A 25,943-nucleotide genomic window follows, 5' to 3' on the forward strand; every position below is an offset into this window, starting at 1 on the left:
AACCCGGCAAGGCAGACCGTCCGGCACGCCGGACCACACCGCACCACCCGTCACAAAGCATGGCTCCGCACACGGAGCGACACCATGAAACAAGCACTCTCTTCACAAGCCCCCCTGTCGGCACGCCCGCGCCAGCTGGCACGCCGCGCGGGCACGCTGGCATTCACCGTCGTGGCCGCGGCGGTGCTGGCCGGCTGCGCCGCGCTCGGCAATTCGCACAGCACGCAGACCATGGCCGAGCCGGCCGCGATGGCCAGCTCGCAAACCCTGCCCGGCGAACACGGCCAGTGGCCCACGCAGGACTGGGTAGACCAGTTCAAGGACCCGCAGCTGAGCGCGCTGGTTGATGAAGCGGTCAAGGACAACCCCAGCCTGCAGGCTGCGTTTGCGCGTGTGGAAGCTTCGCGCGCCATGGCCGATGCCACCCGCAGCGCGCTATATCCGCACGTGGAGTTCGAAGGCAGCCTGATCCGCCAGCGCTTCTCCGAGAAGGATCTGTTCGAAGGCACGCCGCTGGCCGGCTCGTGGCAGAACCAGTCGCGGCTGCAGGTCGGCCTCTCCTATGACTTCGACTTCTGGGGCAAGAACCGCGACGCGCTCGAAGCCGCGCTGTCGGACGACCGTGCCGCTGAGGCGGAAAGCCAGGCCTCGCGCCTGATCCTGGCGACCTCGATCGCGCGCAACTACGCCCGCCTGGCCGCGCTGTATGCCCAGCGCGACGTCGCCGAGCGCGCCATCGCGCAGCGCCGCGACCTGACCGAGCTGTCGCGCCAGCGGCTGGCCGCCGGCCTGGACACGCAGGTCGAGACCACGCAGGCACGCGGCACCGTGGCCGCGTCGCAGACCGACCTGCAGCGCGTCGACGAAGAGATCGCGCTGGCCCGCAACCAGCTCGCCGCGCTGCTGGGCAAGGGCCCGGACCGCGGCTTGCAGATCCAGCCGCCGGTGCTGCTGGCCCAGTCCACACCCACCCTGCCCGACGACCTGACCATCGGCCTGCTTGGCCGCCGTCCCGACCTGGTGGCTGCGCGCTGGCGCGTCGAAGCGGCATCCAAGGACATCAATGTCGCCAAGAAGGAATTCCTGCCCGACGTCAGCCTGACAGCGTTCGCCGGCCTGGCCGCGCTGGACCCGTCCAATCTGCTGATGGGCATCAGCCGCACCTTCGGCATCGGCCCGACCATCCGTCTGCCGATCTTCGAGGGCGGCAGGCTGCGCGCCAACCTGAAGGGCAAGTATGCCGGCTATGACATCGCCGTGGCCAACTACAACCAGGCGCTGGTCGATGCGCTGCGCGAAACCGCCGACACCATGACCAGCATCCGCAGCGTCGACAAGCAGATCGAGAGCCAGCGCGAAGCACTGGACCTGGCCGAGCACGCCTACGTACTGGCGACCACGCGCTACAAGGCGGGCCTGGGCACGCAGCTGACCGTGCTGAACGCGGAAAGCAACGTGCTGCAGCAGCGCCGGCTCGCGACCGACCTGCAGGCACGCCGCCTCGACTTGCAGATGGGCCTGATGAAGGCCCTCGGCGGCGGCTACCAGGAACCTGCCGAAGGCGAAGAGAGCCACGCCGGCCACAGCCAGGCCGGCACGGCGCAGCAACAGGACAAGACCCAGGCGGGCGCCCGCGGCTGATCCGCGCACCCGGTGATTGCAGACAGGATTCACCAGAGAACATCATGAGCAACAACCAGCAAGCGGCCGGCACCAGCAATCCCCAGCAAGCCCCGGCCCCCAACGGCAACGGCCAGCGCAAGCGCATGCTGCTGTCGCTGACCGCGGCGATCGTTGTCGCCGGCATCGGCTACGGCGTGTACTGGGGCATGTACGCCCGCCATTTCGAAACCACCGACGATGCCTACGTCGCCGGCAACGTGGTGCAGGTGACCCCGCTGGTCGCCGGTACGGTGGTGTCGATCGCCGCCGACGACACGCAACTCGTCACCGCCGGCCAGCCGCTGATCCAGCTGGACCGCGCCGATACCCAGGTGTCGCTGGAACAGGCCGAGGCGCAGCTGGCGCAGGCCGTGCGCGAGGTGCGCACGCTGTACGTCAACAACGGCTCGCTCGCCGCCAATGTGGCGCTGCGCGAGGCCGATGTCGCCAAGGCGCGCGAAGACCTGCGCCGCCGCCAGGCCATCGCCGGCTCGGGCGCGGTCTCCAATGAAGAAATCTCGCACGCGCAGGCGGCGGTCAAGGCCGCCGAATCGGCGCTGCTGGCAGCGCGCGAGCAGCTGGCCTCGAACAAGGTGCTGACCGACCAGACCACCGTGGAAAAGCACCCTAACGTGCAGCGCGCCGCCGCCAACCTGCGCTCGGCCTACCTGTCGTTCGCGCGCTCGACCATGCCGGCGCCGGTGACCGGCTACGTGGCCAAGCGCTCGGTGCAGGTGGGCCAGCGCGTGGCCGCGGGCGCGCCACTGATGGCGGTGGTGCCGCTGGACCAGGTCTGGGTCGACGCCAACTTCAAGGAAGTGCAGATCACCCATATGCGCATCGGCCAGCCGGTGACGCTGGAGGCTGACGTGTACGGCTCCAAGGTCGAGTACAAGGGCAAGGTCGCGGGCTTCTCGGCCGGTACCGGTTCCGCCTTCTCGCTGCTGCCGGCACAGAACGCCACCGGCAACTGGATCAAGGTGGTGCAGCGCCTGCCGGTGCGTATCGCGCTGGATCCGCAGCAGCTCAAGGACCACCCGCTGCGCGTGGGCCTGTCGATGACGGTGAAGGTCGACGTGCGCCGCGAGGAAGGCGCCGCCATGGCCAACGCCGCGCCGGCCAGGCCGATGCAGACCGACGTCTATGACAAGGTGGCGCAGGACGCCGACCAGCTGATCGCCCAGATCATCACCGCCAACAACGGCGGCCGCGCCGCCAGCCTGCCCGCCACCAATGGGACCGACGGCGCCAGCGCGGCCAACAACGCCAACGCCAAGCCTGCCCGCACCTGATCATGGCCAACTCCATCACCGCCGCGCAGCACGGCGCCGGCTCGCCGGCGCGGCCTGCCGCGCCGCTGGCGCCGCAGCAGCCGCAGCCGCTGACCGGCGGCAAGCTGGTGATCGGCACCATCGCGCTGTCGCTGGCCACGTTCATGAACGTGCTGGACTCGTCGATCGCCAACGTGTCGATCCCGGCAATCTCGGGCGACCTCGGCGTGGCGCCCAACCAGGGCACCTGGGTCATCACCTCGTTCGCGGTGGCCAATGCGATCTCGGTGCCGCTGACCGGCTGGCTGACCACGCGCTTCGGTGCGGTGCGGCTGTTCATCACGTCGATCCTGCTGTTCGTGCTGGCGTCGTGGCTGTGCGGCGTCGCGCCCAACCTGGAAACGCTGCTGGCCGCGCGGGTCCTGCAAGGGGCGGTGGCGGGGCCGATGATCCCGCTGTCGCAGTCGCTGCTGCTGTCGAGCTATCCACCCGCGAAAAGCACCATGGCGCTGGCGCTGTGGGGCATGACCACGCTGGTGGCGCCCATCATGGGCCCGCTGCTGGGCGGCTGGATCTCCGACAACATGACGTGGCCGTGGATCTTCTACATCAACGTGCCGGTGGGGATCATCACCGCCTACGCCACCTGGGCCATCTACAAGGACCGCGAGACGCCGACCAAGGTGCTGCCGATCGACCGCATCGGCCTGGCGCTGCTGGTGATCTGGGTGGGGTCGATGCAGCTGATGCTCGACAAGGGCAAGGAGCTGGACTGGTTCCACTCCACCGAGATCGTGGTGCTGACGCTGGTCGCCATTGTCGGCTTCCTGTTCTTCCTGGCATGGGAGAGCTATGAGAAGCATCCGATCGTCGACATCAGCCTGTTCAAGGGCCGCAACTTCAGCTCGGGGGTGATCGCCATCTCGGTGGCATACGGGCTGTTCTTCGGCAACCTGGTAATCCTGCCGCTGTGGCTGCAGACCATCATCGGCTATACGGCGACGGATGCCGGCATCGTGATGGCGCCGGTGGGGATCTTCGCGATCCTGCTGTCGCCGGTGATCGGGCGCAACCTGCCGAAGATGGATGTGCGCTGGGTCGCAACGGCCGCGTTCATCACCTTCGGCATCGTCAGCCTGATGCGTTCGGGCTTCACCACGCAGGTCGATACCTGGACGCTGATGGTGCCGACGCTGATCCAGGGCGCGGCGATGGCGATGTTCTTTATCCCGCTGACGTCGATCATCCTGTCGGGACAGCCGGCCGAGAAGATTCCGGCGGCATCGGGCTTGTCGAACTTCGTGCGGATTACCTTCGGCGGCATCGGCGCCTCGATCTCGACCACGGTATGGGAAAACCGCACGGCGCTGCACCACGCGCAGCTGGTCGAGCAGGTGAACCCGTACAACCCGGCCTATCAGGGCCAGCTCAGCCACCTGACGCAGATGGGCATGAGCCAGGCGCAGGCCGTGGGGGTGATCGAGCGCAACATCAGCCAGCAGGCAGCCATGCTGGGCGCCAACGATATCTTCTGGATCTCGGGGATGCTGTTCTTCGTGCTGATCGGCTTTGTCTGGCTCACGCGGCCAGCCAAGGGCGGCGGCGGTTCGGCGGACGCGATGGCGGCACACTGACGCATACACCTGCTTAGGGACAAAGGGACGCTTGCGAGCGTCCCTTTTTTGTCTTCTCGCCGGAACCCACCGGCACCCCTTGTATTCCGGCCTCGGCCGTCCTATGATTTCCAAACCGATTTACGGAACCACGGTTCCGAAAAACGGAACCAAACGGAAAACCAAAGAGACGGAGCGACGGTGTGAGCATTCTCGAGGGCGTGGAAAGCGTGCTGGCCATGTTCGAACAAGGCCGGCACGAGGTCACGTTCAACGACGTCATTGACGAACTCGGCCTGGCCAAGAGTTCGGCTTCGCGGCTGCTGGCGCAGATGGTGCGCTACCGGCTGCTGGAGCTGCAGCCATCGACGCGGCGCTACCGCCCCGGGACACTGCTGATCCGCGCCGCCCAGGCGGCGACACAGGCGCATCCGTTCGACGAGCAATGCCGGGCGATCCTGGCCGCGCTGTCTGACTCCACCGGCTTCACCGCCTACCTGTCGATGCTCGACGGCACCGACACCGTGGTGCTGCAGCGCCTGAACGGCAGCAACCCGGTGCAAGTGCTGTCGCCGCCAGGCGCGCGCCGGCCGGCATTCACCACCGCGATGGGCCGCGTCCTGCTCTCGCGCCTGCCGGAAGCCGAATTCAGCGCACGCTATGGCACTTCCGGCGCGCGCAAATTGCCCGAGGCGCCGGCTGGCTGCCCCGCTACCGTGGCCGAACTGGCCGAGCGCGTGGCAAGCGCCAGCCGCGAGCGCAGCGCGATCGCCGTGAATGAAGGCATGCCGGGCATTGGCGCCGTGGCCACCACGCTGGCCGATCCGCTTTCCGGAGATGTGCGCGGCCTGTGCCTGTCGTTCACCGCGATGCAGGTCAGCCAGGCCCAGGCCCACGCGCTGCGTGAAACGCTGGTGCAGGCAGTGGCGCCGGTCGGGCAGCGCATCGGCGATCCGCTCTGGCTTCATCCCGGCGACACCGCCGGGCAATAGCAATCCCGGCAGCTCAATCCCATGGAACTCCTGTTACTCAGCAACTCCACCAGCGACGCGGGCTACCTCGTCCATGCCCACGACGCGCTCCGCGAACTGGCCGGCGGGCGCACCCGCGCCTGCTTCCTCCCGTTCGCCGGCGTCACGCGCGACTGGGACACCTATGAAGCGCTGGTGCGCGACGCGCTGGCCCCGGCCGGCATCGAAGCGCACTCGCCCCACCGGCTCTCCGATGCCGAATGCGTGCGGGCCGTGGAAGCGGCCGAACTGATCGTCATCGGCGGCGGCAACACCTTCCGCCTGCTGCAATGCCTGCGCGAACGCGGCCTGCTGCCCGTCATCGCGCGCCAGGTGGCTGCGGGCGCGGCGCGCTATATCGGCTGGAGCGCCGGCACCAACGTCGCTTGCCCGACCATCCGCACCACCAACGACATGCCGGTCGCCGACCCCGGCGGCCTCGATGCGCTCGCGCTGGTCCCATTCCAGATCAACCCGCACTACTTCAACCTGATGGTGCCCGGCTTCCGCGGCGAAACGCGTGACCAGCGGCTGGCCGAGTTCACGGTGCTGCAGCCGCAGATGCCGGTGCTGGGCTTGCCCGAAGGCAACTGGGTGCGCGTATCGGGCGATCGCATGGAGATGGGCGGCGCGCATGGCGCACGCTGGTTCCTTGGCCAGGAGATCGTAGACGTCGCCCCCGGCGCATTGTCCGTGCCGGCCTGCGCCGCTGCCATCTGAGCCATCGCAATACAGGAAAGCAAGGAACCCAAGCAAGATGTCCATCAAGCAGGTGATTGAATCGATCGAGCTGCTGTCCGCAGCCAATGTCGACGGCGCAGCCGTTGCCGCTTTGCTGCGCGCGCGCGGCATCAGCGACGTAACGGTGACGCGCGTGGAAGAGAACGGCCTCTGCACCGACTTCCTCGCCTGCACCCTGCCCGGCCGCAACCCCGACGCGCCCGCGCTGGGCGTGGTCGGCCGCCTTGGCGGCGTGGGCGCGCGCCCGGCAGTGACCGGCCTGGTGTCCGATGCCGACGGTGCGATCGTCGCGGTCGCCACCGCGCTAAAGCTGGCCGACATGGCCGCCGGCGGCGACGTGCTGGCCGGCCCGGTCCGCATCCACACCCACATCTGCCCGCATGCCGCCACGCGGCCGCACCAGCCGGTGCCAATGATGAAGTCGCCCTTCGCCATGCGCACGATGATGTCGCACGAGGTCCATCCGCAAATGGCGGCGATCCTGTCGGTCGACACCACGCGCGGCAACCGCTTCGTCAACCGGCGCGGCGTCGCGCTGACGCCGGTGGCCAAGGAGGGCTGGCTGCTGCGCCTGCCCGAACGCATGCTGGACCTGATCGGCTGGGTCAGCGGCGAGCTGCCGGTGGTGCTGCCGCTGACCACGCAGGACATCACGCCCTACGAGAACGGGCTGTGGCACGTCAATTCGATCATGCAGCCGGCCATCGTCACCGATGCGCCGGTGGTCGGCGTGGCGCTGACCGCGCAGACCACGGTGCCTGGCTGCGCGACCGGCGTGACCAATGCCCATGACCTGGATGTGGCCACGCGCTTCTGTATCGAGGTCGCGAAGCTGTTCGGCCAGGGCCAGTGCGCCTTCTACGACGTGGACGAGTGGGCCGAACTGCAACGGCGCTACGGCTCGCTGGCGCACCTGCAAACCGTCGGGGTGGCTGCATGACCGCCACGGCCGAACGGCTGCCGCGCGTGGCCTTCGTCACCATCGGCCAGGCGCCGCGGACCGACGTGGTCCCGCAGATGCTGGCCGACCTGGGACTGCCGGTGGCGGCGGAAGAATTCGGCATCCTCGACGACCTCGACGCGGACCAGATCGCCGCACTCGCTCCGGCCGCTGGCGAATACCGCTTTGCCAGCCGCCTGCGCGACGGCTCGCAGGCCGTGATGGGCAAGCCCGTGGCCGAGGCGATGCTGGCGCGGCTGATGGCATCGCTGGACGATGGCCGCTTCGACGCACTCGTGCCGCTATGCACGGGCACCGCGCTGCCACCGATGCGCACGCTGGTAATTGAGCCGCAGCAGGTGGTGGACCACCTGACCGTCGCGCTCGCCCAGGGATGCAAGCGGCTCGGCATCGTGCTGCCGCTCGAAGGCCAGGTCGACAGTTTTCACCTGATCGAGGCGGTGTCCTGCGAACTGCGCGTCACGCATGCCTCGCCTTATACCGATATGGGCACGGGGCGCTTCGCACAGGCAGGCGAGACGCTGCGCGGCTGCGACCTGGTGATGATGCACTGCATGGGCTACACCGAGGCGATGCGGGCCGAAGTCGCGCGCCATGCCGGCGCGCCGGTGCTGCTCTCGAACCGGATGGTGGCCAGGCTGCTCGGCCAGGTGCTGGAAGGCCGCGCCGGAAGCCGCCTGTGATGTGGCTTACGGGTAAGGGCAAGCCCGCTGACAGATTGCCCGTGACACTGCTGGAGTGGAAGTAACGATGGAAAAGGTGGCGAAGTGGATGGGGCCGCTGCTGCGCGGCATGGTGTGCATGAGCCTGGGCGCGGTAGCGGCCACGGGCGCGCATGCACAGGAGTGGAAGCCGTCGAAGCCGGTGCGGTTGCTGGTGGGCTTCGCGCCGGGCGGTTCTGCCGACCTGCTGGCGCGGCTGGTGCAGGGACCGTTGTCCGAAAGCCTCGGTGTGCCGGTGGTGGTGGAAAACGTCCCGGGCGCGGGCGGCAACATCGCTGCCGACAAGCTGGCCAAGGCGCCGGCTGATGGCTACACCATCGGCATGGGCGCGGCCGGTGCGATGGCGGTCACGCATGTGCTCAACGCGAAGGGCACGCCGTACAAGCCGGACGATTTCACGCCGATCGCCATGCTGGCGACGCAGCCCAACGTAGTGATCATCAACCCGGCATTGCCGGTCGGGTCGATGGCCGACTTCACCGCGTACGTGAAGAAGACGCCGCAGGTCACCTATGGCACGGCGGGCGTCGGCACGTCCAACCACCTGATCGCCGAGACCATGCTGCACCGCCTCGGCGTCGACATGGTCCACGCGCCGTACAAGGGCGCCACGCCGGTGATCACCGACCTGATGGGCGGCCATATCGCCATGACCGTGGACAACATCACCACGGCGGCATCGCTGGCCAAGTCCGGCAAGGTCCGCGCCATCGCCGTCACCGGCAGCAAGCGCTCGCCGCTGTTGCCCGACGTGCCGACGCTGGCCGAGAGCGGCCTGAAGGATTTCAATATGCCGACCTGGCAAGGGATCTTCGGCCCGAAGGACCTGCCCAAGCCGATCGTGGCCCGCTACAACCAGGCACTGGTGAAGGCGCTGGCGAATCCGGAAGTGAAGAAGAAGATGGCGGAGTTCGGCTCCGAGCCGGTCGGCGGCACGCCCGAGCACTTCGCCGGGTTCCTGGCGCAGGATCGCAAGATGTGGGCCGACGTGATCAAGGCAGCAAAAATCACGCTCGACTGATCCGCTCCCGGCGAGGAGCGGCGCCTACAGCTTGACCAGCCGCTCCGGCCGCAAGGCTCCCTCGCGCATGCGAGCAACGCCGAGCAGGCGCGCCGGCGCGCCGGCATAGACGCGCGCCAGCACGCCTTCCGCGATATCGGTGCCATCGGGCAGGTCCCGGTGCGCAATGCGCTGTCCCTGCAGGAAGCGCGCAGCGGCAGCTTCGTCCAGCGTCACGGGCGGACTTTTCTGCAGCAAGGCGTCGACGGGGGCCAGCATGTCCGGCCGCGCGGCATCGTCCTGTTGCTCGATCTGCTCGAGCGTCACCGCGCCGTCCAGCGTCAGGTCGCCCACGGCAATGCGGCGCAGGCCGGTCAGGTGGGCGCCGCAGCCCAGCGCCTCGCCGATATCCTCGGCCAGCGTGCGGATGTAGGTGCCCTTGCTGCAGGTCACGCGCATGGTGAACGCGGCCGTGGTGAACGCCGGGGGCAGCGCGCAACCCAGCAGTTCGATCGCATGGATGGTGACGCGGCGCGCGGCGCGCTCGACCGTCTGCCCAGCGCGCGCGTACTCGTACAGCGGGCGGCCATCCTTCTTCAGCGCCGAATGCATCGGCGGCACCTGTTCGATCTCGCCGGTAAAGCGCGCCAGCGCCTGCTCCACCGCGGCGCGGTCGCAGGTCACCTCACGGACATCGAGCAACTCGCCCTCGGCGTCGCCGGTACTGGAGCGCGCACCCAGCCGCACCACGGCGTCATAGGTCTTGTCCGCTTCCAGCAGGTCCTGCGAAAACTTGGTGGCCTCGCCAAAGCACAGTGGCAGCAGGCCGGTGGCCAGCGGATCAAGCGTGCCGGTATGCCCGGCCTTGTTGGCGCGCAACAGGCGCTTGGCGCGCACCAGCGCATCGTTGGACGACAGGCCCAGCGGCTTGTCGAGCAGCAGCACACCATGGACATCGCGGCGCGGCAGGCGCGGCGGACGGGCGGCGTTGGAATCGGTCATCGGAGGAAACAGGAGCGACGCTGATGCGGCGCGGCGTGCGACCCTGGCGGTCGCGTTGCCCATGCCTGGCGGCACGGGCACCGGCTCAGTCGTCTTTCGAACGCGTGGCGTTCGCTTCGTTGATCAGCTTGGACATCTCGATCGCGTGTTCGACCGAGGTGTCGTGCAGGAAGCGCAGCGTCGGCACGGTATGGATGTGCAGGCGCTTGTACAGCAGCGAGTGCAGGAAGCCGGCCTTCTCGTTGAGGATGGCTTCGGCCGTCGCCGGCTCGGCACCCAGCACGGTGAAGTGCACCTTGGCGTGGGCATAGTCCGGCGTCAGCGTGACCGACTGCAGCGTGACCAGGCCCAGGCGCGGGTCGCGCAGCTCGCGCTGGATCATCTCGGCCAGGTCCTTCTGGATCTGGTCGGAGATGCGGAGGTTGCGGGAGGAGATATTGCCTTTCTTGGCCATTCAATACTGTTCTGCTGAGATGACAACGGCAGGCCGAGGCCTGCCGTTGCTTGCGACGCTTACAGCGTACGCGCCACCTCGGTGATTTCGTACACTTCGAGCTGGTCGCCTTCCTGAACATCGTTGAAGTTCTTGATCGACAGACCGCACTCGAAGCCTTGCTTCACTTCCTTGACGTCGTCCTTGAAGCGCTTCAGCGAATCGAGCTCGCCGCTGAAGATGACCACGTTGTTGCGCAGCACGCGCACCAGCGAACTCCGCTTGACCACGCCGTCGGTGACCATACAGCCCGCCACCGCGCCGACCTTCGGCACGCGGAAGACCTGGCGCACCTCGACCGTGCCGGTCGTGGTCTCGCGCTTCTCCGGCGCCAGCATGCCCGACATCGCCGCCTTGATCTCGTCTACCGCATCGTAAATGATGTTGTAGTAGCGGATATCGATGCCGTTGTGCTCGGCCAGCTTGCGCGCGCCAGCGTCGGCACGCACGTTGAAGCCGATGATGACCGCCTTCGAGGCCGTCGCCAGGTTGACGTCGGACTCGGAGATGCCACCCACGCCGCCGTGCACGATCTGCACGCGCACTTCGGCGGTCGACAGCTTCTGCAGCGACTGCACCAGCGCTTCCTGCGAACCCTGCACGTCGGCCTTGACGATCAGCGGCAGCGTTTGCACTTCGCCTTCCGTCATCTGCTCGAGCATGTTCTCCAGCTTGGCGGCCTGTTGCTTGGCCAGCTTCACGTCGCGGAACTTGCCCTGGCGGAACAGCGCGATTTCGCGCGCCTTGCGCTCGTCCGGCAGCACCAGCACTTCCTCGCCGGCGGCAGGCACTTCCGACAGGCCCTGGATTTCCACCGGGATCGACGGGCCGGCTTCCTTGGTCGGCTTGCCGTTCTCGTCGAGCATGGCACGCACGCGGCCATAGGCGCTGCCAGCCAGGACCACGTCGCCACGCTTGAGCGTGCCGCTGCTGACCAGGATGGTAGCGATCGGGCCCTTGCCCTTGTCGAGCTGGGCTTCCACCACCAGGCCCTTGGCCGGCGCGTCGACCGGCGCCTTCAGTTCCAGCACTTCAGCTTGCAGCGACACCTGCTCCAGCAGGTCTTCGATACCGGTACCGGCCTTGGCGGACACCGGCACGAACGGCGAATCGCCGCCGTACTCTTCCGGCACCACCTGCTCGGCCACCAGTTCCTGCTTGACGCGGTCCGGGTTGGCTTCGGGCTTGTCGATCTTGTTGATCGCCACCACGATGGGCACGCCGGCAGCCTTGGCGTGCGCAATCGCTTCCTTGGTCTGCGGCATCACGCCGTCGTCGGCCGCGACCACCAGGATCACGATGTCGGTCGCCTTGGCACCGCGGGCACGCATGGCCGTAAAGGCCTCGTGACCCGGGGTGTCCAGGAACGTGATCACGCCGCGGTCGGTTTCCACGTGGTAGGCACCGATGTGCTGCGTAATGCCGCCGGCTTCGCCCGCGGCAACCTTGGTGCGGCGGATGTAGTCCAGCAGCGAGGTCTTGCCGTGGTCGACGTGACCCATCACGGTCACCACCGGCGGACGCGGCAGCAGTTCGGCGTCGGTGTGCTCTTCACCGTCCACCACCAGCAGCGCTTCCGGATCGTCCAGCTTGGCGGCGAACGCCTTGTGGCCCATTTCTTCCACCACGATCATGGCGGTTTCCTGGTCCAGCACCTGGTTGATCGTCACCATCTGGCCGAGCTTCATCATCTGCTTGATGACCTCGGACGCCTTCACGGCCATCTTGTGGGCGAGATCCGCCACCGAGATGGTTTCCGGCACGTGCACTTCACGCACCACCGGTTCGGTCGGCGCCTGGAAGCTGCTGCGGCTGTCGTCATGCTGCTGCTGACGGCCGCCGCGGCCACGCGGGCCACCGCGCCAGCCGCCCACGCCGCCCGACGAATCGCCGCGCGTCTTCAGGCCACCGCCCTTCTTGCGGCTGCCTTCGTCCTGCCACGTGCCAGGCTTACCCACCTTGCCCTTCTTGTCGGCGGTGGTGGTGGTCGTGGCCGTGGTGGCGGGCTTCTTGTCGCCAGCCTTGGCTTCGGTCGCGGTCGCGGAAGCCGGCTTGACCGGCTTGTGCAGCGTGCCGGTCTGCTCGGCCTTCTTTTCTTCGGCCTTGCGCTCGGACGGCGCCTTCAACACGCGAGCCGGTGCATTCAGCATCTGCTGGATGGCGCGGGCTTCGGCTTCGGCAGCCTCGCGGCGCTTGCGCGCGGCAATCTCTTGTTCGGCACGAGCCTTGTCGGCGGCAGCCTTGGCCTCGTCGGCGGCCTTCTGGGCCTCGGCGCGCTCGGCGGCCACACGGGCCTTCTCGTCCTCGGCCTTCTTGCGCGAGGAGTCTTCCGCAGCCTCGGTCACGGCACGCGACGCAGCAGCCTCTTCCTCCGCCTTCTTGGCGGCGAGTTCGGCCTGGCGGCGCTGTTCCGCTTCCAGGGCTTCCTGGCGGGCACGGCGCTCGGCTTCCTCGCGCTCGGCAGCCTCGCGGGCGGCCTTGGCTTCGGCTTCCTGGCGCGCCAGCAGTTCGGCCTGGCGTCGTTCTTCCTCTTCGCGGCGTGCCTGCTCGGCCGTGTCGACAACCGGGGGCTGAGCCTCGGCCGTATCAGCGTGCGCCTCGGGGTGGGCTTCGTCGCGCTTGATCAGGACGCGCTTCTTGCGCACTTCGACCTGGACCGTGCGGGTCTTGCCGGCGCCATCCGACTGGCGGATCTCGGACGTCTCGCGCTTCGTCAGCGTGATCTTCTTCCGGGAGCTGTCGTCGGCCTGGCCGTGCGAACGCTTCAGATAGTCCAGCAGCCTGGTCTTATCCGATTCCGTGATGATGTCTTCTGGCGCAGCTTTGCCCACCCCAGCCGCCTGCAATTGTTCCAGCAGGGCAGCTGCGCTGCGACTCAGTTCTGCGGCCAGTTGGGCAACTGTTGTGCTTGCCATTCAAACCCTTTCAATGCTTGGTGTCTTCGTCGGGACAAATCGTATGCGGAAAGCGCGCCCGGGCTGGTATTGGCCAGCCCGGCCCCGTGTCCCTCAGTTGAACCAATGTTCCCGTGCTTTCATGATCAGCGCCTTGGCTTCTTCCTCGGTGACGCCGGTCATCTCGACCAGTTCGTCGACGGCCAGTTCGGCCAGGTCGTCACGCGTGTGGATATCACCTTCGGCCAGCTTGCCGATCAGTTCCGGGTTCAGGCCGTCGAGCGAGCGCAGATCCTGCGACACCTCTTCCACCTTTTCTTCCCGGGCCAGTTCCATCGTCAGGAGCGCATCACGCGCGCGGTTGCGCAGCTCGTTGACGGTGTCTTCGTCAAAGGCCTCGATCTCCATCATTTCACTGATGGGGACATAGGCCACTTCTTCCAGCGTGGAGAAGCCTTCCTCGATCAGGATGTCTGCCACTTCCTCATCCACGTCCAGCTTGGACATGAACAGCTTGCGCACGACATCGCTCTCTTCGGCCTGCTTCTGCGCCGATTCTTCCTGCGTCATGATGTTGATCTGCCAGCCGGTCAGCTCGGACGCCAGGCGTACGTTCTGACCACTGCGGCCGATGGCGACGGCGAGGTTTTCCTCGTCGACCACCACGTCCATGCTGTGCTTCTCTTCATCGACCACGATCGACTGCACTTGCGCAGGTGCCAGTGCGCCGATCACAAACTGCGCCGGGTCTTCCGACCACAGCACGATATCCACGGCCTCGCCGCCGATCTCGTTGCGCACCGCGGTCACGCGCGTACCGCGCACGCCCACGCAGGTGCCGATCGGGTCGATGCGCTTGTCATGCGCCACCACCGCGATCTTGGCACGCACGCCCGGATCACGCGCGGCGGCCTTGATTTCCAGCAGGCCCTGCTCCATTTCCGGCACTTCGTTTTCGAAGAGCTTGATCAGGAACTCGGGGGCCGTGCGCGACAACTCGATCTGCGGGCCGCGCGCGGCGCGGTCCACGTTCAGGATATAGGCACGCACGCGATCGCCGGTGCGCAGGTTTTCCTTCGGGATGATCTGGTCGCGGGCCAGCAGCGCTTCGACGCGGCCGGATTCCACGATCAGGCCCTTCTTGTCGGCGCGCTTGACCGTGCCGGTCATGATCTTCTCGCCGCGATCCAGGTAGTCGTTCAGGATCTGCTCGCGCTCGGCGTCGCGGATGCGCTGCAGGATCACCTGCTTGGCGGCCTGCGCGCCGATACGGCCGAACTCGACCGACTCGATCTGCTGCTCGATGTAGTCGCCAAGCTCAAGGCTGGGGTTCTCATCGCGGGCTTCGAACAGAAGGATTTGCTTGTCCGGCTCCTGCAGGCCCTGCTCGTCGGGAACGACCAGCCAGCGGCGGAAGGTTTCATGCTCGCCCGACTCGCGATCGATCGCGACCCGGATATCCACGTCTTCTTCGAAACGCTTCTTGGTGGCCGAGGCGAGCGCCGCCTCCAGGGCACCGAATACCACATCCTTGTCGACGTTCTTCTCACGCGCAAGCGCATCGACGAGCAACAGAACTTCGCGGCTCATTGCTTGTTCCCTTTTCTTTGATTTCCTTTGAAGTCGAATACCGGCACCAGGCGTGCCTTGTCGACATCGGATACGGCAAATTCCAGCAGTGCCGGGCCATCCTTGCCCTCGAACTCCAGGCCGACCTTCTCCGCGCCAGCCTCGCCGGCCGGTTCGCGCAGGATGCCCGTGAAGTTCTTCTGCCCGTTCACCGGCAGGCGCAGCGTCACGCGCGCCTCGGCGCCGGCAAAGCGGACGTAGTCGGCCAGCTTCTTCAGCGGCCGGTCCAGTCCGGGCGACGAGACCTCGAGGCGTTCGTAGTCGACGTTCTCGACCGTGAACACGTGGGTGAGCTGGCGGCTCACCTTTTCACAATCCTCGATGGCGATGCCGGTTTCAGGCTGATCGATATAGACACGCAGCAATCCGGCCGGGGCACGCTCGAGCTCAACCAGCTCATATCCCATGCCGTTAAGGGTGGTTTCGATCAAATCTGCCAGATGCACTGTTATCCCGAGTAATGGCCATCAACACCGTTGGCAGGCAAACCCGCCGCTGCCGTCCGGGACGACCCTGCTGCAGTGCTGCCTGTCCGCCATCCCGCACGCGCCGGGGCGCGGGACCGAATTCGGGCGAACCAAAAAAAAATGGGCGCAATGCCCATCATTCGCCCACCCTCGGCGAGGATGGCTTTTTGAATAGACTTGAATTATACGCGGATTATGTCGAAAAGGCAAAAGCCAGACATACTCGCGGATTACGCGCCGCGCCGGCGGGTCGTCACCCCGCCGTGCGCGGCATCAGGCACTCAGCGATTGCCCCCGCGATTGCCCCCGCGGCTGCCTCCGCGATTGCCACCACCGCCGCCGCCGCCACGCTGGCCGCGATTTCCGCCTGCCTTCGCCGCCTTCGGCATGACGTTTCCGTTCGCCTCGCCGCCGCCACGACGCTGCGGCTTGCCTTGCCCGCCAAGCCCGGCGCCACCGCCACCACGCGCCTGGCGCGCGCCGGTGCCGCGGCCGCCGCCAAGGTTGGCCGCGTGCGAGGTCAGCAGCGTGGGGCCGTGGCTGATGTAGCCCATCGACGTCTTCATCGGATCCGGCTGGCCGCCGCGGCTGCCGCCCCGCGCACCGCCCTGCTCGTAGCGCGGCAGGCCGTCCATGCCGGTATGCATCGGCATGCCGGCAATCGCCGCTTCGGTACGCTGCTTGCGCCCGCCGACCTTGGTCGCGCCCTTGCCGGACTGCTCGCCCTTGCCTGGCACCTTCAGGCCGACGGCGGTCATCAGCGCCTTGACGTCATTGGGCTCGACCTCCTGCCAGCGGCCGCGCTTGAGGCCGCGCGGAAGCAGGAACTGCCCGTAGCGCGTACGGATCAGGCGCGACACGGTCAGGCCGACCGCCTCGAACATGCGCCGCACTTCGCGGTTGCGGCCTTCGGTCAGCGCCACGTGGTACCACTGGTTGACGCCCTCGCCGCCGCCGTCCGCGATGCGCAGGAAGTTGGCCTCGCCGTCGTCCAGCTTGATGCCGTGCAGCAGGCGCTGGCGGTCGGCTTCGGCCAGCTCGCCCAGCGTGCGCACCGCGTATTCACGTTCGACGCCGTAGCGCGGGTGCATGAAGCGGTTGGCGATATCGCCCGAGGTGGTGAAGATCAGCAGGCCCTCGGTATTGAAGTCCAGCCGGCCAATGGCGACCCACTTGCCGGACTTGATGCGCGGCAGGCTGTCGAACACGGTCGGACGGCCTTCCGGGTCCGACTGGCTGACGATTTCGCCGGCCGGCTTGTGGTACAGCAGCACGCGCGGCGGCTTGGTCGAGACCTTGCGGTGAATCAGCTTGCCGTTGACGCGCACCTGGTCGGCCGGCAGGATGCGCTGGCCGATATGCGCCGGCAGCCCGTTGACCGAGACCCGTCCCTGCAGGATCAGCTCTTCCATTTCGCGGCGCGAGCCCAGGCCGCCTTCGGCCAGCACCTTGTGCAGCTTCGGGGCGTCGTCCTCGGCCGACAGCTCACGCACCGGCTTCGCCTTGGTGCGCGGGATGACCGTGTCTTCCTTGTCGTACTGCTCGGAAATCACGAAGCGGAACAGGTCCTCGCTGCTGGCCGCGGCCTTGTCGCCACCACCCTGGCCCTGGCCCTTGCGCTGGCCCTGCGGCTTGGCACCCTCCTTGCGGCGGCCCTGCGGCTGCCGGCCGGCAGCGCCCTGGCCCTCGGCCGGAGCGGCTGACTTGCCGCTGCGCGGGTTCGGCTTGCGCTTGCGGGGCGCCTGCTCACCCTTGTCCGCCCTCTCGGCTCTTTCGGCTTTCTCGCCGCTTTCAGCCTTGTGCGCCTTGTGCGCCTTGTCGGCCGGGGCCTGCGCCGACTGGCCGCCATCGCCCTCAGCCGGCTTGCGCTTGCCGCGGCCGCGCTGGGCACCGCGCCCGCCGGCCGCCGCTGGCGCCGGGGCCGCTTCCGCGGCGTCGCCGGGCATACCGGCCTCGGCGCCTTCGGCGCGGCCGGCATCGCGATCTTGCGTGGCCTGGCGGCGCGACGCCACCAGGTTCCTCAGCCCGCGGCGCAGCCCCTTGCGGCGGGGCGCGGCTTCGCTGCCCGATCCGGGTTCGGCGGCGCCGGAATCGGCGGGTGCGCCCGCATGGCGGGTGTCTTGCTCAACGGAATCAGACAAGATATTCACTATCGGATGTTGCATGTTGTTCAGTTCGGCACGCGTTCGTCGTGCTCGCTCGGGTGCGGCGAGGCGCCGTCTTCCGGCAGTTCAGCCCGTGCCCCGTCCGGATCGGAATCGGCAGGATTGCCCAGCTCGGTTGGTTCGCCTTCGGCACCCAGTTCCTCCGCCCCATGCTGGTGCGGCTGCAGGTCGAATCCGTTGGCGACTGCGCCGTCGGCGGACCCCTGGCCGGCGTCCGTGGCTTCGGGCTCGCCTGCGGCGGATGCCTCGGGCCGGGCCGGCTCGGCAAACGCCTCTTCATCGGCACTGCCAGGCTTGCCTGCCGCCAGCGCCTCGAAATCGATGGCCTGCTGGTCCAGCAGCGTTGCCTGCGCCTGCGCCTGGGCATCCTCGAGCGGGGGCAGCTCGTCCAGCGTGCGCAGCCCGAGGTCGTCCAGGAACGCCTTGGTGGTGGCATACAGGGCCGGACGCCCCGGCACGTCACGGTGCCCGATCACCTCGATCCAGCTGCGGTCTTCCAGCTTCTTGATGACTTCCGTGCTGACCGTCACGCCGCGGATTTCCTCGATATCGCCACGCGTCACCGGCTGGCGATAAGCGATGATCGCCAGCGTCTCCATCACGGCGCGCGAGTATTTCGGCGGCTTTTCCGGATTCAGGCGATCAAGGTATTCACGCATCTCGGGGCGGCTCTGGAAGCGCCAGCCGCTGGCCAGCGACACAAGCTCCACGCCGCGCGGGCGCCAGTCCTGGCGCAGTTCCTCCAGCAGCACGCGGACGGTGTCCGCGCCGACGTCGTCGGCGAACAACCGTCGCAGATCATTGACGCGCAAAGGCTCCTGCGCGCAGATCAGCGCCGTCTCGAGGACGATCTTCGCCTCTTGGGTATTCATGTTGATGGTGTGCAGCCTGTCTTTGCACCTGCTCCCGGACGGATCCGGGGCACCGGAGATTTTGGATACAGCGATGCCAATGCCATCGCCATCTCATTGCGCAGCTCACCCGGATGCCTGCTGCATCCAAGCCGTGCACTTCCCTTTCTTTGCATCGAGTTGCCGGGTCACTCCGGCAGGAGATCGTTCGCATGCCGCCATGGGCCGGTCAGCGAACCTCTTGCGTGGCGCGTCCGCACAACGGACGCCGCTGTCGGCGAACTGAACGCCTCGGACGCAAGAAAAACGGGTATCGGGAGCAAGGCCGGCATCTCCAACACCGCAGTGCCAGCCGGGCTTTTGAACCAGATCATTTGAACCGGATGGACCGCGGGACGGGCCAGGAATCGAACTACCAACACTCCCCGCCGCCCTGGGCGCACCTTCTGGCAGGAAGGCCGCTGGCGCTGCTCGCCGCTGCTTACAAAACACCGCGCGATACCGCAATGCTGGCGATTGTATGGCATTCCCGCCCTCGCCCGCAACCACCATCCGACGCGCCGAGCGCCGCATACGTCTCAAAAGACCAGGCAGAAACCCTGCTCTGCCAGCGAATGTGGCAACAACACCGCGCGCGCCAGACCAAGGGCCCCGAACACCATGACCGCCACGCCCGCGCCCACGCGCACCGCGCGCCGCCGCGACAGGCTGCGCAGGTAGCCGGACAGCCCCGACAGCACCAGCAGGTTGGGCAGCGTACCGATGCCAAACACACCCATCACCAGCGCACCGGAACCGGCATTGCCGGCGAGCAGCGCCAGCGTCAGCGCTCCATAGACCATGCCGCACGGCACCAGCCCCCACGCCAGGCCAACACCATAGCGCCTGGCAAGCCCCCCATGCGCACGCACGAAGGTGGGCATGGCGCCGCCGCCCAGCCGCCCAAGCTGCCGCGCCAGCACGCTGCCTGCCCGCACCGCCAGCCGCTCGAGCCACGCGACGGTAAAGGCATTGCCGCGCAGCACGCGCCAGCCCGACCACAGCAGCATGGCACTGCCGGCACCAAACAACCAGCGCTGCAACGGCAGGTAGTCCTGCTTCCACGCGCCGGCGCCAATCGCGCCCAACAGCGCGCCAAGCAGCACATAGGTCGAAATCCTGCCCAGGTGCATTGCCAGCAACTCGCCGGCCCAGGCAGCGCGGCTACGCACGAAGGTCAGGGCCGCGACGCCGCCACGCGGCTGTTCAACCGCCAGTGCGATGCCGCCACACATTGCCGCGCAGTGCACGCCGCCCAGCAATGCCAGCATAAAAACGCTAATTAGCACACCAAATGGCAAATCTGACTCCCTGCCTCATCACATCGCACGGTAAAATGGCGGGGTCGCGCCCTCGCATCCACTCTTGCAGGTTCCAATTGCTCACCTCCATTCCAATCACTGAGATGTCGCCTCGTTGCTCCACTTGCGCGATGGGGCAACTGTGCCTTCCGGTTGGCATGTCCCAGCAAGACCTCACCAAGATGGACACGCTGGTGCAGGAACGCATCCGGGTCCATAAGGGTGAGACCTTGTATCGCATGGGCGATCCCCTCACCGCGGTTTACGCCGTTCGCTTCGGCACGCTGAAGACCCATGTCACGACCGAAGACGGCCGTTCACAGATTACCGGTTTCCACCTGCCAGGCGAAATCGTCGGCCTCGACGGCCTCGGTGAGATGCAGCATGCCTCGGACGCCACCGCGCTGGAAGATACCGAGGTCTGTGTAGTCCGCCTTGGGGACCTGCAGACGCTGTCTGCAGACCTGCCTTCGCTGCAGCATCAGTTCCTGCGGCTGATGGGCAAGGAAATCACGCACGACCAGATGATGCTGGTGACACTCGGTTCGATGCGCGCCGAAGAACGCCTGGCCGCTTTCCTGATCAACCTGTCCGAGCGCCTGTCGGCGCGCGGCTACTCGTCGACCGAATTCGTGATGCGCATGAGCCGCGAGGAAATCGGCAGCTACCTGGGCCTGAAGCTGGAAACCGTCAGCCGCCTGTTCTCGCGTTTCGCTGAGGCCGGCCTGATCCAGATTCGCCAGCGCCACGTCAAGCTGGTGGATCTCGCCGGCATCAAGCAGCTCTACAGCCGTAGCTGCTGACCCTTCCCACCACCCGCCGCTTTGCGCCTGCGCCGCGCGGGGCGGCGCAGGCATCGGCATTCACTCCAACTCGTCGGTATCGCTGAGCCGCGTCGGCATCGTGTACAGCGTCAACCCGCTGGACAGCGCGCAGAAGATCCACGCTAGCAGGAAGCTCATCGTGTAGATCGATTCGCGCGACGCCTCGATCGGATGCCCGAAGAACTTCAGATCACCGGGGTCCACGACCGAGAACACCGTCGCGGTGGCGAAGCCCGCCATCAGGAACCCGGGCCACAAGACCCACATCAGCCAGCGCAACCTCATGGCTGCCTCGCTGCGCTCGGCTGAGGCCGCACCGCCTCGGCCTTCTCGACCACCAGTCCATGGCGCGCTGCGCCCTGCACCGGCACGTCAGGATGCGCCGACGCAAGCCAGATGGTGACGCCGCACGCCACCATCGCGACCAGCGGGCCGCTCATCAACAGCCACGGCCACGGCTCTTTCCACCACGGATTGCCTTGCTGATTCATCATGCCCCCTTGAGTTCTGCACCGAGCGCCTGGCGTCACAGGTCGCGCGGCACGATAAAGCTGGTGCTCTGCCGGATCTCGGCGTTGCCCTGCTCCGATCCTTCGCTGGTCACCGTCACGCTGATCTTGTGCGTACCCTGCGCCGCGTCTTCGATCGGCACGCGTATGCGGATCGGCAACAGCCGGTTCGAGGTCGGCGCCAGCGATTCGGCCTGCTTGTCATATTCGACCGTCAGGTGCTTCAGCTCGTCGCTGTCGGCTCGCACGCTGATATGCATCGGCCCCTCGGTCGTGTTGATCAGCTGCAGGCGATACACATTCTCGATCCAGCGGCCTTCGACCTCCCGGCCCAGCGCGCCGCGGTCGCGGATGATGTCCACCTTCAGCGGCGTGCGCAGCGCGATCGAAGCCACAAAGCCAGCGAGCAGCGCGACCCAGATCACGGAATAGATGATGACACGCGGACGCAGCAGGCGCTTGCGCGATGCTGCCGCGGACAGCGCCTTGCGCATGGCATTCTCCGAGGTGTATCGGATCAGCCCGCGCGGGTAGGACATCTTGTCCATGACCTGGTTGCAGGCGTCGATGCACGCGCCGCAGCCGATGCATTCATACTGCAGGCCATCGCGGATATCGATGCCGGTCGGGCACACCTGCACGCAGATGCTGCAGTTGACGCAATCGCCCAGGCCCGCCTGGCGATGGTCGGTCTTGCGCGAACGGCTGCCGCGCGGCTCGCCCCGGCCGACGTCGTAGGTCACGACGTAGGTGTCGCGGTCGACCATCACGCTCTGGAAACGCGCATACGGGCACATGTACTTGCACACCTGCTCGCGCATGAAGCCAGCGTTGCCCCAGGTGGCGAACGCATAGAACAGCATCCAGAACGTCTGCCACGGGCCCAGCGACAGGCTCGCCAGCTCGCCACCCAGCTCACGGATCGGCGCGAAGTAGCCGATGAAGGTGAAGCCGGTCCACAGCGCGATCAGTACCCACAGGAAGTGCTTGGTGGCCTTGATACGCAGTTTGCGCAGGCTCCAGGGGTCGCCGTCGAGACGGATGCGGGCGATCCGGTCGCCTTCGATCCGCCGCTCGATCCACATGAAGATCTCGGTATAGACCGTCTGTGGACAGGCGTAACCGCAGAACAGCCGCCCGGCGATCGCCGTGAACAGGAACAGCGCCAGCGCCGAAATGACCAGCAGCACGGCGAGATAGATGACATCCTGAGGCCACAACACCAGCCCGAAGATGTAGAACTTGCGTTCGCCAAGGTCGAACAGCACGGCCTGGCGTCCGTTCCACTGGAGCCAGGGCGTGCCGTAGTAGATCAGCTGCGTGAAGAGGACCAGCCAGACGCGCCAACTGGAGAAAGCGCCCGTAACGGAGCGCGGATAGATCTTGCGGCGGACCTCGTACAGCGTTTCATCCGAGGTCTCGGCAGGCGCAGCGGCCGACCGCTGGCGGTCGGCCGCCCGGGCCATTTCTTCGGTCCCGGGTGCGTTCATGGATGGTTTCTCCTGCGGGCGGCCCGCGCCCGCTCAGATGAGTCGCCTGTCATTGGCCGGCACCCCCGCCGGTATTCGACAGACCCCAGACATAGGCCGTCAGCATGCGGATCCGCTCTGGCGTCAGGATCTCTTCATGTGCCGGCATATGGTTGTTATGCCCCTTCAGGATGGCGTCGACGATGCTGCCTTCCGAACTGCCATACAGCCACACGTTATCGGACAGGTTCGGCGCGCCCAGTGCCTGGTTGCCCTTGCCGCCGGCACCGTGGCAAGCCGCGCAGGTCGACTTGAAAGTGCTCTCGCCACGCGAGGCGCGGATGGGATCCGAAGACAGCCCCGACAGCGAGCGGACATACTGCGCCACGTCGCCTGCCAGCTTGCCGTCGATGGTGGATGCGAACGGCGGCATCACGCCATTGCGGCCCTTGGCAATGGTCTGCTGGATGGTCTCAGGTTCGCCGCCATACAGCCAGTCGCCGTCCGTCAGGTTGGGAAAGCCGCGGCTGCCGCGCGCATCCGAACCATGGCATTGCGCGCAGTAGTTCAGGAACAGCCGCTGGCCAATTTCGCGCGCCTGCGGATCTCCAGCCACCTGCTTGACATCCATCTTCAGGTACTTGGCATAGATCTCGTTCTGCATCTGCTCCTGCGCGGCACGATGCGCGGCCAGTTCGCCCTGCGTCGAGAACTTCAGCACGCCTGAGTACTTGCCCAGACCCGGATACAACACGAGGTAGACCAGGCCGAAGATACAGGCCAGCAGGAACATCCACATCCACCAGCGCGGCAGCGGGTTGTTCAGTTCGCGCAGGTCGTCGTCCCAGACGTGGCCGGTGTCGTCGCCCCCGCTGGCGGTCTTGGTGATCTTGCGTTGCGAGAACAGCAGCCATACGCACCAGACGATGCCGACGAGCGCGATCGCGGCAATGTAGTAACTCCAGAAATCGGAAAAGAAATCGCTCATGGCTAGGTGTTCCGGCTCGATGTTGTCGTGGTTTCGTCAGGCAGCGCGAACGGCAGCATGGCGGATTCCCGGTTGGCGGCCTGCCGGCCGGCCGACCACGCCCACCAGCAGATGCCAAGGAAGACGACCATCGACACGACGGTCGCAACAGCGGTGATCATGGCCATGGCTTACTCCTTCGCCGGTGCAACTGCTGCAGCGGTGTCCACGCGGACATTGCGGCGGTTGGTGCCCAGAGCCTGGAGGTAAGCCACCAGCGCGTCTTCCTCGGTCTTGCCCTGGAGCTCGTCCGGCGCCTTGGCGATGTCGGCCTCGGTGTATGGCACGCCCAGCTTCGCCAGCGCCCGCATGCGCGCCTGGATATCGTTGGTCGGCAGCGCGGCCTTCTCCAGCCACGGGTAGGAAGGCATCACCGACTCGGGCACCACGTCACGCGGGTTGCGCAGGTGGATGCGTTGCCAGTCGTCCGAGTAGCGGCCGCCGACGCGTGCCAGGTCGGGACCGGTACGCTTCGAGCCCCACAGGAACGGGTGATCGTAGACGGCCTCGCCCGCGGTGGAGAAATGGCCGTAACGCTCGGTTTCGGCCTGCAGTGTCCGCACCTGCTGCGAGTGGCAGCCGACGCAGCCTTCGCGGATATAGATATCCCGGCCCATCAGCCGCAGCGGCGAATACGGCGTGATACCCGGATCCGGCTTGGTCGTGGAGTGCTGGAAGAACAGCGGCACGATCTGCACCAGACCCGCGATGCTGACCACGAGGATCGTGCAGATGATCAGCCAGCCGATGTTCTTCTCCAGCGTTTCGTGGGAAAAGAATCTTTGTTTTTCCGACATCTTTCTATCCTGGAATGATCAGTGTGCGGAGGCCGGGATGCTGGCCGGGATCGGCGCATCCACGGCACGCTTGCCGACGATGGTCTTGGCGACGTTGTAGGCCATCAGCAGCATGCCGGAGAGGAAACAGATGCCACCCAGCAAACGGATCAGGTAGAACGGGTACTTGGCCTTGACCGCTTCGACGAAGGCATAGGTCAGCGTGCCGTCAGGCTGCGTGGCGCGCCACATCAGGCCTTCCATCACGCCGGCGATCCACATCGAGGCGATATACAGCACCACGCCGATGGTCGCGATCCAGAAGTGCCATTCGATCAGGCGCACGCTGTACATCTGCTTCTCGCCGAACAGCCGCGGGATCAGGTAGTAGAGCGAACCAATCGAGATCATTGCGACCCAGCCCAGCGCGCCGGAGTGCACGTGGCCGATGGTCCAGTCCGTGTAGTGCGACAGCGCATTGACGGTCTTGATCGACATCATCGAGCCTTCGAACGTGGACATGCCATAGAACGACAGCGCCACCACCAGGAACTTCAGTATCGGGTCGGTGCGCAGCTTGTGCCAGGCGCCCGACAGGGTCATGATGCCGTTGATCATGCCGCCCCACGACGGCGCCAGCAGAATCAGCGAGAACACCATGCCGAGCGACTGCGCCCAGTCTGGCAGCGCGGTGTACTGCAGGTGGTGCGGGCCGGCCCACATGTAGGTGAAGTTCAACGCCCAGAAGTGGACGATGGACAGGCGGTATGAATAGATCGGACGCTCGGCCTGCTTGGGAATGAAGTAGTACATCATCCCGAGGAAGCTGGTGGTCAGGAAGAAGCCCACCGCGTTATGGCCATACCACCACTGGATCATTGCGTCCTGCACGCCGGCATAGGCCGAGTAGGACTTCCACAGCGACACCGGCATCTCAATGTTGTTGACGATGTGCAACAGCGCGATGGTCAGGATGTAGGCGCCGAAGAACCAGTTGGCGACATAAATATGCCGTGTCTTGCGCTTGACGATGGTGCCGAAGAACACGATCGCATAGGCCACCCAGACCGCGGTGATCAGCAGGTCGATCGGCCATTCCAGTTCGGCGTATTCCTTCGAGGAGGTAATGCCCAGCGGCAGCGTGATGGCCGCGGCGACGATAACCAGTTGCCAGCCCCAGAACGTGAACGCCGCGAGCGGGCCGCAGAACAGGCGGGCCTGGCAGGTGCGCTGGACCACGTAGTACGAGGTCGCGAACAGCGCGCTGCCGCCGAAGGCAAAGATCACCGCATTGGTATGCAGCGGCCGCAGGCGGCCGAACGACAGCCAGGGCGTGTTGAAGTTGAGTTCAGGCCAGATCAGCTGTGCTGCCAGCAGCACGCCGACGGCCATGCCGACGATCCCCCAGACTACCGTCATGACAGCGAACTGTCTTACGACGCCGTAATTGAAGGTGTCGACGCGTGAAGACGCGGCAGTGACATCCATTCAGACCCCCAAAGCTTAGAGAAGAGAAA

General features: G+C 66.4%; 25 protein-coding genes. 10 read left to right on the forward strand and 15 right to left on the reverse strand.

From position 1 onward, the window contains the following. The first annotated feature begins 84 nt into the window (after nt 1–84). The 8 genes from E0W60_RS20970 (at nt 85) to E0W60_RS21005 (ending at nt 9,001) form a co-directional block, all read left to right on the forward strand. Nucleotides 85–1,641 (forward strand): AdeC/AdeK/OprM family multidrug efflux complex outer membrane factor, encoded by a 1,557-nt coding sequence (locus E0W60_RS20970; RefSeq protein ID WP_135705481.1) that lies wholly within the window; start codon nt 85–87, stop codon nt 1,639–1,641. Nucleotides 1,642–1,685: 44 nt separating this feature from the next. Beyond that, the gene (locus E0W60_RS20975) at nt 1,686–2,954 is read left to right on the forward strand and encodes an HlyD family efflux transporter periplasmic adaptor subunit (RefSeq protein ID WP_133096481.1); all 1,269 of its coding nucleotides are present in this window, start codon (nt 1,686–1,688) and stop codon (nt 2,952–2,954) included. 2 nt (nt 2,955–2,956) lie between these two features. Next, complete coding sequence (locus tag E0W60_RS20980) at nt 2,957–4,567, forward strand: DHA2 family efflux MFS transporter permease subunit (protein ID WP_135705482.1); 1,611 nt, start codon at nt 2,957–2,959, stop codon at nt 4,565–4,567. Nucleotides 4,568–4,749: 182 nt separating this feature from the next. Further along, a complete protein-coding gene (locus tag E0W60_RS20985; RefSeq protein WP_133096483.1) occupies nt 4,750–5,538 on the forward strand; it encodes an IclR family transcriptional regulator in 789 nt (262 codons plus the stop codon). Between the two features lie 21 nt (nt 5,539–5,559). Further along, on the forward strand, nt 5,560–6,276 hold the full coding sequence (gene pepE, locus E0W60_RS20990) for a dipeptidase PepE (protein ID WP_133096484.1): 717 nt from the start codon (nt 5,560–5,562) through the stop codon (nt 6,274–6,276). A gap of 37 nt (nt 6,277–6,313) precedes the next feature. Next, the gene (locus E0W60_RS20995) at nt 6,314–7,237 is read left to right on the forward strand and encodes a DUF1177 domain-containing protein (protein WP_135705483.1); all 924 of its coding nucleotides are present in this window, start codon (nt 6,314–6,316) and stop codon (nt 7,235–7,237) included. Then, a complete protein-coding gene (locus E0W60_RS21000; protein ID WP_135705484.1) occupies nt 7,234–7,941 on the forward strand; it encodes an AroM family protein in 708 nt (235 codons plus the stop codon). The genes E0W60_RS20995 and E0W60_RS21000 overlap by 4 nt, the downstream gene beginning before the upstream one ends. A 67-nt stretch (nt 7,942–8,008) precedes the next feature. After that, entirely contained in the window at nt 8,009–9,001 is a 993-nt protein-coding gene (locus E0W60_RS21005; protein WP_135705485.1) for a Bug family tripartite tricarboxylate transporter substrate binding protein, read from the forward strand. 24 nt (nt 9,002–9,025) lie between these two features. Here the strand turns inward: E0W60_RS21005 and truB are convergent, their stop codons facing one another. The 7 genes from truB to scpB form a co-directional block, all read right to left on the reverse strand. After that, nucleotides 9,026–9,982, reverse strand: a complete 957-nt coding sequence (truB, locus tag E0W60_RS21010; protein WP_135705486.1) for a tRNA pseudouridine(55) synthase TruB — start codon at nt 9,980–9,982, stop codon at nt 9,026–9,028. Between the two features lie 85 nt (nt 9,983–10,067). Next, nucleotides 10,068–10,436 (reverse strand): 30S ribosome-binding factor RbfA, encoded by a 369-nt coding sequence (gene rbfA, locus E0W60_RS21015; protein WP_029046201.1) that lies wholly within the window; start codon nt 10,434–10,436, stop codon nt 10,068–10,070. Nucleotides 10,437–10,495: 59 nt separating this feature from the next. Continuing rightward, on the reverse strand, nt 10,496–13,390 hold the full coding sequence (infB, locus tag E0W60_RS21020; RefSeq protein ID WP_133096490.1) for a translation initiation factor IF-2: 2,895 nt from the start codon (nt 13,388–13,390) through the stop codon (nt 10,496–10,498). Between the two features lie 93 nt (nt 13,391–13,483). Further along, complete coding sequence (nusA, locus tag E0W60_RS21025; protein ID WP_029046199.1) at nt 13,484–14,959, reverse strand: transcription termination factor NusA; 1,476 nt, start codon at nt 14,957–14,959, stop codon at nt 13,484–13,486. Continuing rightward, nucleotides 14,956–15,444, reverse strand: coding sequence for a ribosome maturation factor RimP (rimP, locus tag E0W60_RS21030; RefSeq protein ID WP_029046198.1), 489 nt, complete (start codon nt 15,442–15,444; stop codon nt 14,956–14,958). The genes nusA and rimP overlap by 4 nt, the downstream gene beginning before the upstream one ends. A 302-nt stretch (nt 15,445–15,746) precedes the next feature. Further along, nucleotides 15,747–17,630: a 23S rRNA pseudouridine(2605) synthase RluB gene (gene rluB, locus E0W60_RS21035; RefSeq protein ID WP_135705487.1), complete on the reverse strand. Its 1,884-nt coding sequence runs from the start codon at nt 17,628–17,630 to the stop codon at nt 15,747–15,749. Nucleotides 17,631–17,635: 5 nt separating this feature from the next. Beyond that, on the reverse strand, nt 17,636–18,502 hold the full coding sequence (gene scpB / locus E0W60_RS21040) for an SMC-Scp complex subunit ScpB (protein ID WP_135705488.1): 867 nt from the start codon (nt 18,500–18,502) through the stop codon (nt 17,636–17,638). Between scpB and E0W60_RS37065 the strand changes: the two genes are divergently transcribed. Continuing rightward, entirely contained in the window at nt 18,491–18,859 is a 369-nt protein-coding gene (locus E0W60_RS37065; RefSeq protein ID WP_167884592.1) for a hypothetical protein, read from the forward strand. The genes scpB and E0W60_RS37065 overlap by 12 nt on opposite strands. Nucleotides 18,860–19,059: 200 nt before the next feature. Here the strand turns inward: E0W60_RS37065 and E0W60_RS21045 are convergent, their stop codons facing one another. Next, nucleotides 19,060–19,821, reverse strand: a complete 762-nt coding sequence (locus E0W60_RS21045) for a sulfite exporter TauE/SafE family protein (RefSeq protein WP_133096493.1) — start codon at nt 19,819–19,821, stop codon at nt 19,060–19,062. A 77-nt stretch (nt 19,822–19,898) separates the two neighbouring features. Here E0W60_RS21045 and fnr point away from each other — a divergent pair, with 77 nt between their 5' ends. Then, entirely contained in the window at nt 19,899–20,624 is a 726-nt protein-coding gene (fnr, locus tag E0W60_RS21050; protein ID WP_063238060.1) for a fumarate/nitrate reduction transcriptional regulator Fnr, read from the forward strand. A gap of 60 nt (nt 20,625–20,684) precedes the next feature. Here fnr and E0W60_RS21055 read toward each other — a convergent pair whose 3' ends face one another. Genes E0W60_RS21055 through ccoN form a run of 7 tightly spaced genes read right to left on the reverse strand, consistent with a single transcriptional unit; the run spans nt 20,685 to nt 25,914 of the window. Further along, on the reverse strand, nt 20,685–20,930 hold the full coding sequence (locus E0W60_RS21055; protein WP_029046193.1) for a hypothetical protein: 246 nt from the start codon (nt 20,928–20,930) through the stop codon (nt 20,685–20,687). Further along, nucleotides 20,927–21,136, reverse strand: coding sequence for a hypothetical protein (locus E0W60_RS21060; RefSeq protein WP_135706288.1), 210 nt, complete (start codon nt 21,134–21,136; stop codon nt 20,927–20,929). The genes E0W60_RS21055 and E0W60_RS21060 overlap by 4 nt, the downstream gene beginning before the upstream one ends. A 35-nt stretch (nt 21,137–21,171) precedes the next feature. After that, a complete protein-coding gene (ccoG, locus tag E0W60_RS21065; protein ID WP_133096494.1) occupies nt 21,172–22,644 on the reverse strand; it encodes a cytochrome c oxidase accessory protein CcoG in 1,473 nt (490 codons plus the stop codon). Between the two features lie 49 nt (nt 22,645–22,693). Further along, nucleotides 22,694–23,611, reverse strand: a complete 918-nt coding sequence (gene ccoP / locus E0W60_RS21070; RefSeq protein ID WP_133096495.1) for a cytochrome-c oxidase, cbb3-type subunit III — start codon at nt 23,609–23,611, stop codon at nt 22,694–22,696. A 2-nt stretch (nt 23,612–23,613) separates the two neighbouring features. Next, nucleotides 23,614–23,778: a cbb3-type cytochrome oxidase subunit 3 gene (locus E0W60_RS21075; protein ID WP_135705489.1), complete on the reverse strand. Its 165-nt coding sequence runs from the start codon at nt 23,776–23,778 to the stop codon at nt 23,614–23,616. Nucleotides 23,779–23,781: 3 nt separating this feature from the next. Then, a complete protein-coding gene (gene ccoO, locus E0W60_RS21080; protein WP_135705490.1) occupies nt 23,782–24,447 on the reverse strand; it encodes a cytochrome-c oxidase, cbb3-type subunit II in 666 nt (221 codons plus the stop codon). 18 nt (nt 24,448–24,465) lie between these two features. After that, nucleotides 24,466–25,914 (reverse strand): cytochrome-c oxidase, cbb3-type subunit I, encoded by a 1,449-nt coding sequence (ccoN, locus tag E0W60_RS21085; protein WP_133096497.1) that lies wholly within the window; start codon nt 25,912–25,914, stop codon nt 24,466–24,468. Nucleotides 25,915–25,943 lie beyond the last annotated feature (29 nt).

It is taken from the genome of Cupriavidus oxalaticus, assembly GCF_004768545.1.
Classification (GTDB): Bacteria; Pseudomonadota; Gammaproteobacteria; order Burkholderiales; family Burkholderiaceae; genus Cupriavidus; species Cupriavidus oxalaticus_A.